The sequence below is a fragment of the Microbacterium sp. genome (assembly GCF_035277845.1).
Taxonomy (GTDB): domain Bacteria; phylum Actinomycetota; class Actinomycetes; order Actinomycetales; family Microbacteriaceae; genus Microbacterium.
This window is the reverse complement of record NZ_DATEJS010000180.1, coordinates 1-7,656: the sequence shown is the minus strand read 5'-3', so window position 1 is coordinate 7,656 and position 7,656 is coordinate 1. Positions and strand designations below refer to the sequence as shown.

Below are 7,656 nucleotides of genomic sequence, written 5' to 3'. Positions count from 1 at the left end.
TAGTCTTCACCCTGAAGGTGCTCCTTGAACTCGGTGAACTGGTTTCTAGACAATCCCAATTCTCCCAGATCAGGAGCACTTTCCACGTCTACACGCCGCCCTGGAACCCCTCAACGATGAAAGCCCGAGGCTAACGGGAGGTACCAGTAGGTAGTCCTGATACTCAGCCGTCCCCTCGCGGTCGGCGAAGCAAGTGTCATCTACGACAGACACGCGGCGGTTCGATCCAGCAACCCCGTCTGACCTCGAGGGGCCTTCGGCAGATGCTGCTCCGACGTACCAGGTACGTCGATATCTGGTGTGCTTCGCCGATCTTTGTTCGGACGGCAAGTGTCACGTCATCAGCTGTCGACGAAGTCCGCGAGGCTCTCAACCACACGTCGGCCTTCGGCCGTGAGCGTGTGCCGATACGGGTCGGATGCTTCGGGGCTGCTGTGTCCGCTGACGCCTGAGTATGCGGCCCACGGGATTCCGGCGTGCTCCGACAGGGTGACGTAGGAGTGGCGCAGCCAGTGGGTCGTCGCATCGGGCCGATCGACGCCCTCGAGGCTCAGTGCAGCACGAAGATGGACGTTGTCGTCGACATTGGTCTTCGGTGACCCGCCAGGCCGGTGCCACACCAAGCCATGCGGGTTCGGGCCCTCATCCGTCTCGCGCAGCAAGCGGAGCTGCGCAACGGCCGCCGCCGTCAATGGCACCTGCCGTGCCGTCCCGTTCTTCGGACGGACCAGCACGTGGTGTCCCTCCAGCGGCGCCCACTCCATGCCCGCAGCCAGCTCGAGACGCCGACTCGGACAGGATCCGGCGGTCTTCTTGCCGCAGGTTCCACGGCAGCCGTGCGCGAACGTACCCTCTGTCAGCGACCACGACAGCTCGGCGATGCCGGCATCCAGGTCGATGTATTCCCACCGGAGCGCCCGCGCCTCACCGCTGCGCAACCGGTGAGCGGGGCCAGAGTCCACCGCGCGTCGCCCACCGACAGAAGCGCCTTCGCTTCCTCACGAGTGAGCGACGACCGCGCACGACGAGCCCCCGTCCGGCGGGGCGGCGCGAGAGTTGCCACATTCTCGGCGATGATCCGCTCCGCACGCCCGTACTCGAGGATGCTCACCAACGTCCGGTGCGCACTCGCGACCGCGGCATCCCCGCGCCCGCGCGCACGGATCGCAGCGTGCATACGACGCACGTCCGCCGGTGTCAGATCGGCAGCGATGCGGCGCCCCAGTGTCGGGAGGACGTTCGCCTTCAGGTTGGACCGGTAGCTCGCCAGCGTGTGCGGCTTCGTGCGCGTCGCCGCGTCGGCCAGCCAGGATGCCGCGAGGTCCGCGATGTGTGTGTGGACCGGTCGAGCACGGTGCCCTGAGTGTCGCGCTCTCGGAGCATCAGGTTGAGCTTCTTGACCGCTCCGTCCTTCGTCTTGGACATGCGGGCCTTCTGCAGCCGCTTCCCGGTGACCGGGTCGAAGCCGACGTCGAGCACCGCCCGCCACATCTTGCGACTCTCGACCCAGTACAAAGCGCCCTGGCCGTGCTCGCGACTCTTCGGCATGCTCGCGCACCCTCACAATCAGGTGTACACATGACTGTGGCGAACGGTAGTGCTCCGTGTCATCCCGGGTGCTCAACTTCTGCGTAATTCCGCGGAATTCGTCGAGCACATCAGATCAGGGATCAAATTGGGAAGCAGAAGTTCTGCCATTGAACTACAGCCCCATACGTGTGAACACGTCCGGTCAGCATATCAGGGGCGCGCGGCCGGTCCGTTCCCTCACAGTCCGTCACAGTCGTCGAGCGCGTCTGGATGCTTCGCCACGACGCGGCAGCGCTGCGCCGGCATCGGCATCCGTCACGGACAGACTCGCGCGCTGCGCCCCATGAAGGTGACGATCCCGTCGCTTCCGATGGAGACGTCGTCGATCGAACCCGGGTTCGTCATCCCCGAATGCTAGCCGAGGCGATCGGCTCCGCGCCTCAGAGCGGGAACGCCTTGATGCGCTGCAGCAGTCCCGGTCCGCTGCGGTCGAGGACGCGGCCGCCGACCCTCACGCCGGCGACGATGACGCCCACTCCGACGAGGACGCCGACGGCAAGCACGACCACGCCGAGGGCAGCGGATGCCGTGGCCATCGCGACGATCGCCAGGATCAGCGCCGGCGCACCGAGCGTGAGGCACGCTCCGAGCACCACGAACACGAGCATTCCGCTCGCGAACGTCTGGCCGGGCACGGTCTTGAACGGGCTGTCGCCCGCGCGCGGGACGGGGACGACGAGGAGTGCCGACGACACCGCGGACACGCCGTAGCCGACCAGGAGCAACCCGAGCGCGCCTCCGAGCACAGCCGGAAGACGATCCCATCCATCTCCGATCGCCGCGATGACGACGGCGAGCACGATGATCGCGGGGACACCCACGGATGCGGCGCCGAGCACGCGGCCCCAGCGGTCGGCACGCCCGGAGACGCCGGACGAGAGGATCCCCGCGAACGCCGTGCCGTCGTACGAGACGTCCGCGTAGCCCGCAATCGCCAGGGTCATCGCGACCATCACGGCGGAGCCGCTGAAGGCGACCCCGCCCACTCCGCCCGAGAACGCGAACAGAGCCGGGAACAGCGGGACGAAGATGAGCTGGCGCAGGTAGCGCGGGTCACGCAGCCAGGCGGTCAGCGACCGCGCCCACGTCGCGCCGACGCCGCCCGTCGGCATCACGCCGAACAGTCCCAGAGTGCCCGACTTGACCGTTCTCGTCGTCTGCTGCGGCCGTGTACCGGTCGACGCCTGAAGCACCCGCCCCCACGCGAACCAGAGGACGGCCACCGTCACGGCCGCGATCGCCGACTTGCACAGCGCCGGCAGCCATGCACCGGCGGCAACGTCTCCGGGCACGGCCCAGGCGGCGCCGAGCGGCGTCCATCCGAGCGCCGCGCCGACCATCCCGAGCCGGGAAGACACGTTGCCGCCCGTGCCGAGCAGGCTGATCGCGCCGGTCAGGATCGGGCCCGTCATGATCAGGAGTCCGAGCATGACCGTGCCGAGGATCTCCCGACCGCGCCGTCCCGAGAGGCCCGTCGTCAGCGTGGTCGCGAGCCGGCTGAGCAGCACGCAGGTGACCACCGCCACCGCGATCATCGGCACCGCGGCGACGGCGGCCGCAGGCCACCGGACCCAGAGCACGATCGACGCCAGCGCGGCGACGGAGGTGGCCATTCCCGGGATGCCGGTCAGCCCGGCGCACGTCAGAGCGGCCATGATCTGACGCCGCGAGAGGGGGAACGGCGCAAGGCGATCGGCATCCACCATGGAATCCGCCCCGGCGACGACCACCGGACCGAGTGCCCAGCCGAGCACGAGCGCCGAACCGGCGACGACGGCGATCGCCCGGGCGATGTCGAGGCCCTGCAGGATGCTGACCGCCACCAGCCCGGACACGACCGCGCCGAGCAGCGACAGCGCAGCGAGGATGCCGAAGACGAAGCCGACCAGCTGCCAGGGATTGCGCGTGAGCGTGTTGCCGAGCAGGCGGTATCGGAGCCTCAGGACTGTCGCAACCACTCCGGCCCCTCCGACGTGTGACGGCCGCCGACGAGCGTCAGGAACCTGGTCTGCAGGCTCTCGCCGGCGCGGACCTCTTCGATGGTCCCAGCGGCGCGCACGCCTCCGGCGACGATGATCGCGACCTGGTCGCACATACGCTGCACGAGGTCCATCGAGTGGCTCGACACGATGACGCTGCCGCCGGTCGCGGTGTAGCCGCGCAGGACGTCCTCGATGTTCGCAGCCGAGACGGGATCGACGGACTCGAACGGCTCATCGAGCACCAGCAGGCGCGGCGCATGCACGAGCGCGCACGCGAGCGCGACCTTCTTCGTCATGCCCGCCGAATAGTCGGCGACCATCGTGCCGGCCGCGTCTCGGAGGTCCATCAGGTCCAGAAGGTCGGCGACCCGCGGTGCGATCTCGGAACGCGGAATGCCGAACATCATCCCGGTGTAGGTGATGAGCTGCTCGCCGGTGAGGCGGTCGAACAACCGCACCCCGTCGGCGAGGTTGCCGATCATCCGCTTGGCCTCGACGGGCTGCTGCCACACGTCGACGCCGTGCACCTGCGCCGTTCCGGCATCCGGGCGGAGCAGCCCCGTCGCCATGGAGAGCGTGGTCGTCTTTCCGGCGCCGTTCGGCCCCACGAGCCCGAAGAACGACCCCCTCGGCACCTCGAGGTGAAGACCCGCGACGGCGACCTTGTCACCGAACCGCTTGACGAGTCCGGTCAACCGCAGGGCGGCTACCTCGGGTGTCTGATCCACAGTCTCGACCCTAGGGTCTCCGGCACCCGCGGGCGTCAGCAGGTGCCTCCCTTCGCGACCACCGACAGCGACTCGCTTCCCCGGGTGACATGCCCGTTGCAGATGACGGCCCCGCGAGTGGGACGCGCCCATTCCAGGCGCGATCGTCGGTCCGCACGGCCAGTTCTTCCACGATCTCGAGGTTGCCCCCCACCGGACAGGGGGGCCGAGCCGCACGACCGAGCACGCGGCCCGCCGCTCGGCCCAGGATGTACGCGGTCCAGCCTGGGAGACCGGACCGCGTACATCAACGGGATCGGCCGTCTAGATTCGGACGATCGCCGCGATGGGCGCTTCCCCGGGAGGTGTCTGATGCTCGGTGCCGCCCGAGACGAAGATCCGCGGGTCGCCTGTCTGGCTCGCAATCACGGCGCCGACGGCGGCACGCGCGTGACGTTCGTAGTTGATGTCCGCGTCTGACAGCATCGTCGTACGCGCGCCGCGGAGGATGCCTCCAACGGGCGCCTCCGCTTTGGCGAATACCGCCGCGATACGTTCCCGCGCGTCGGCACCCGGTTCGCACGAGAATTCCAACCCCGCATCCCGGAGGGCAGCTCGGACGCCGTCGAGATCGATGGCATCCTTCAGCGCCGCATGGCCGATGCGATATTCGCTGGAGGCTCGCGTGGAGTTCGCGAAGAGGATGATCTCGCAACTCGTGAGCTCGCCGCCGGCCGAGGTCGAGGCGACGCTGGAGAACAGCTCCATGTCCACGGCGATCACATCGTCTGTGAGCTGGTCGGACTGTACTTCGCCGAGGGCGACAGCGACTCCGAGAGCTGTTGCACCCCGAGCGTAGGCCTTGGATCGGTTCGGATCGGTCGTCACGACGTCCACACCCCGCGAGCGTGCGTCAGTGATGCCGGCGGGGGTCAGGAGCGGTCCTTTGACCTGGACGTAGTGGACGTCCTCTGGGGCACACTCGAGGTCCGAGAGGGCTCGGCGCACGGCGTCGGCGACCTCGTTGACCTCTGCCATGCGGCCGACTTCCTCGGGGAGGAAGTCGCGCGTGCGCTGGACTGAGAGCGCGAGGCGCTTCTGTCCGTCAGGTGAAGGCCCGGCGCCGTCGTCACGCGTGAACACGGTGAGGTGGGGCGAGAGGACCCCCTCGCAGCCACCCGACCAGACGAACGCCACGTCCTCTGCGACTTCCTCTGGGCTCTGGCCGCGAACGCCGGAAAGGTAGTTCGCGAAGCTCGTCGTGGCGAGGGCCCGTGTGAAGTCGTTGGCTCCGCCGTTTCCTTCGGTCTTGCCGATCGTCGCAACGATCGCGGATGGATCGACCGCGCCCGCGTCGACGAGCGTCCTGAGACCGCTGACGTCGCCGGGGTGGGCCATTGGGAGCCGATGAACTCCGATACGCATGACTTTCCTTTCGTGGGTGATCAGATGGCTTTGACAGGGTTGACGAGGCTTCCGAGGCCGGTCACTCTGCACTCCACGACGTCGCCATCGCGAAGGAACTGAGGAGGCGTCAGCTGGTATCCACAACCTCCGGGAGTTCCGAGCGTGATCAGATCCCCCGGCTCGAGCGTGATCCCTTGGGAGAGCCACCCGATGGCTTCGGCGGGAGAGAACAGCATGTTGCCCGCCGACTCCGACTGCCTGGACTCGCCGTTGACCAGCAGTTCGACGTTGACTCGGCTGAGGTCGTCGAGCTCGTCCGCCGTGGCGATGACCGGACCGATCGGACAGTACGTGTCCTGACCCTTGCCATAGAGGAACTGACTTGTACGGAACTGGAGGTCACGGGCGCTCACGTCGTTGGCGATCGTGTAGCCGAAGACGTGGTCCATGGCGTCCGCCGGATCGATCCATGACCCGCCGCGTCCGATCACGATCGTCAGCTCCACCTCGTAGTCGAGCTTGGATGTGAGGCGTGGGTCGAGAAGGATCGGTGCATCAGGGCCCGTGACAGCCGTGACCGGCTTGTCGAAGAAGAGAGGCACGTCTGGAATCTCGATCTCCTGCCCCAGCGCGATCGCATTCTGTTCCACGTGGGAGCGGTAGTTCAGGCCAACGCAGTAGACGTTCTTGCGGGGGCGTGGGATCGGGGACAGCAGGGTGACATCGGCAAGGCGACGAACGTGGGACGTGTCCCCGGCGAGAACCTGCTTGACCCTGGCGCGGGCTTGCGTGAGGGTCTTCTCGCCGCCGTCGATCAGGTCGAGGAGGGAGGCGAACTCGGGGCTTCCGCCCGAGGCCGTCGTCAGATCGAGTACGGCGTCGTCAGCGACCAGCGCTCCGAGTCGGGGCGGACCGCCGGCGACCTGGAATGTTGCGAACTTCATGAGCGATCCCCTTAGCTGTCAGTGGATTGGATCTGGTCGGCCGGCCGGCGTCGTCTTCCGAACCGGAGTTCGTTGAGCAGGATGTTCAGCACGATTGCCGTGATCGCACCTGAAGCGATCCCCGAGCTGAAGACTGTCTGGACGCCCGCCGGGAAGTGGGCGTAGAACGTGGGCGCTGCGATGGGCAGGATGCCCATGGTGAGGGTCGCCGCCACGATGAGCGCGTTGACCGCGCCGTGGGTTTCGTCGTGGAAATCCACCTTGCTGAGAGTCTGAATCCCGTTGACGGCCACCAGACCGAAAATCGCGATGCCTGCTCCACCGAGGACGGGGAGCGGGACGACGGCGACGACCGCGGCCGTAATGGGGAACAGCGCCAGCACGATGAGGATGATTCCGCAGGCTGCGACCGCGAAACGGCTCTTCACCCGGCTCATGATGAGCAGACCGATGTTCTGTCCGTACGCGCTCGCCTGGAACCCGTTGAGGCCACCGCTGATGACGGAGCCGAGGCAGTCAGCTCGCAGACCATTCGCGACATCCTTCGCCGTCACGGGACGGTCGACGATCTGGCCGATCGCCAGCATGTCCGCCGTTGCCTCGGTCATGATCACCAGCATCACGATGACCATCGAGATGATGGCGGCGATGTCGAAGCGCGGTACACCGAAGTGGAAGAGTCCCGGGACTGCGAACACCTGGGAACTGTGGATCTTGGTGAAGTCGACCATCCCCAGGGGAATCGAGACGAGGGTTCCGATGACCATGGCGACCAGCATCCCGATCCGCTTCGTGAAGCCGGGGACGTACTTGACGATGAACACGGTCAAGAGCAGCGTGAGGATTCCCACGAAGAAGTTCTTGGGCGAGCCGAAGTCGGGTCGACTCTGGTCGCCCTGAAGCCAGCCGATCGAGATCGGGATGAGGCTCACGCCGATGACTGTCACGACGGACCCCATGACCAGTGGCGGGAAGAACCGCAGAAGCTTGCTGTAGACGGGCGCCAGGAAGAACATGGCGGCCGCG

The 7,656-nt window shown here is 67.1% G+C and carries 8 protein-coding genes; all 8 read right to left on the bottom strand.

The genetic code is table 11. The annotated features are described in order from the left end of the window. Window positions 1-341: 341 nt before the first annotated feature. A complete protein-coding gene (locus tag VJR25_RS07790) occupies window positions 342-938 on the bottom strand; it encodes a tyrosine-type recombinase/integrase (RefSeq protein ID WP_324114264.1) in 597 nt (198 codons plus the stop codon). Then, entirely contained in the window at window positions 857-1,270 is a 414-nt protein-coding gene (locus VJR25_RS16700; protein WP_414683756.1) for a hypothetical protein, read from the bottom strand. Before VJR25_RS16700 ends, VJR25_RS07790 begins: the two co-directional genes overlap by 82 nt. Beyond that, window positions 1,246-1,548 carry a hypothetical protein gene (locus VJR25_RS07785; RefSeq protein WP_324114262.1) on the bottom strand — a complete coding sequence of 101 codons (303 nt, stop codon included), beginning with the start codon at window positions 1,546-1,548 and terminating at the stop codon, window positions 1,246-1,248. Before VJR25_RS07785 ends, VJR25_RS16700 begins: the two co-directional genes overlap by 25 nt. Before the next feature lie 422 nt (window positions 1,549-1,970). Then, window positions 1,971-3,548 carry a hypothetical protein gene (locus VJR25_RS07780; protein WP_324114260.1) on the bottom strand — a complete coding sequence of 526 codons (1,578 nt, stop codon included), beginning with the start codon at window positions 3,546-3,548 and terminating at the stop codon, window positions 1,971-1,973. Next, a complete protein-coding gene (locus VJR25_RS07775) occupies window positions 3,530-4,300 on the bottom strand; it encodes an ABC transporter ATP-binding protein (RefSeq protein WP_324114258.1) in 771 nt (256 codons plus the stop codon). The genes VJR25_RS07780 and VJR25_RS07775 overlap by 19 nt, the downstream gene beginning before the upstream one ends. A 303-nt stretch (window positions 4,301-4,603) precedes the next feature. After that, complete coding sequence (locus VJR25_RS07770; RefSeq protein ID WP_324114256.1) at window positions 4,604-5,704, bottom strand: ring-opening amidohydrolase; 1,101 nt, start codon at window positions 5,702-5,704, stop codon at window positions 4,604-4,606. Window positions 5,705-5,724: 20 nt separating this feature from the next. Further along, the gene (locus VJR25_RS07765) at window positions 5,725-6,630 is read right to left on the bottom strand and encodes a fumarylacetoacetate hydrolase family protein (RefSeq protein ID WP_324114254.1); all 906 of its coding nucleotides are present in this window, start codon (window positions 6,628-6,630) and stop codon (window positions 5,725-5,727) included. Window positions 6,631-6,641: 11 nt separating this feature from the next. Continuing rightward, window positions 6,642-7,656, bottom strand: a 1,015-nt coding sequence (locus VJR25_RS07760; protein WP_324114252.1) for a solute carrier family 23 protein, incomplete at its 5' end; no start/stop codon positions are given.

Coding starts and splice junctions, on each gene's coding strand:
- VJR25_RS07765 (WP_324114254.1), bottom strand. CDS start 6,630: ATGAAGTTCGCAACATTCCAGGTCGCCGGCGGTCCGCCCCGACTCGGA.
- VJR25_RS07785 (WP_324114262.1), bottom strand. CDS start 1,548: ATGCCGAAGAGTCGCGAGCACGGCCAGGGCGCTTTGTACTGGGTCGAG.
- VJR25_RS07770 (WP_324114256.1), bottom strand. CDS start 5,704: ATGCGTATCGGAGTTCATCGGCTCCCAATGGCCCACCCCGGCGACGTC.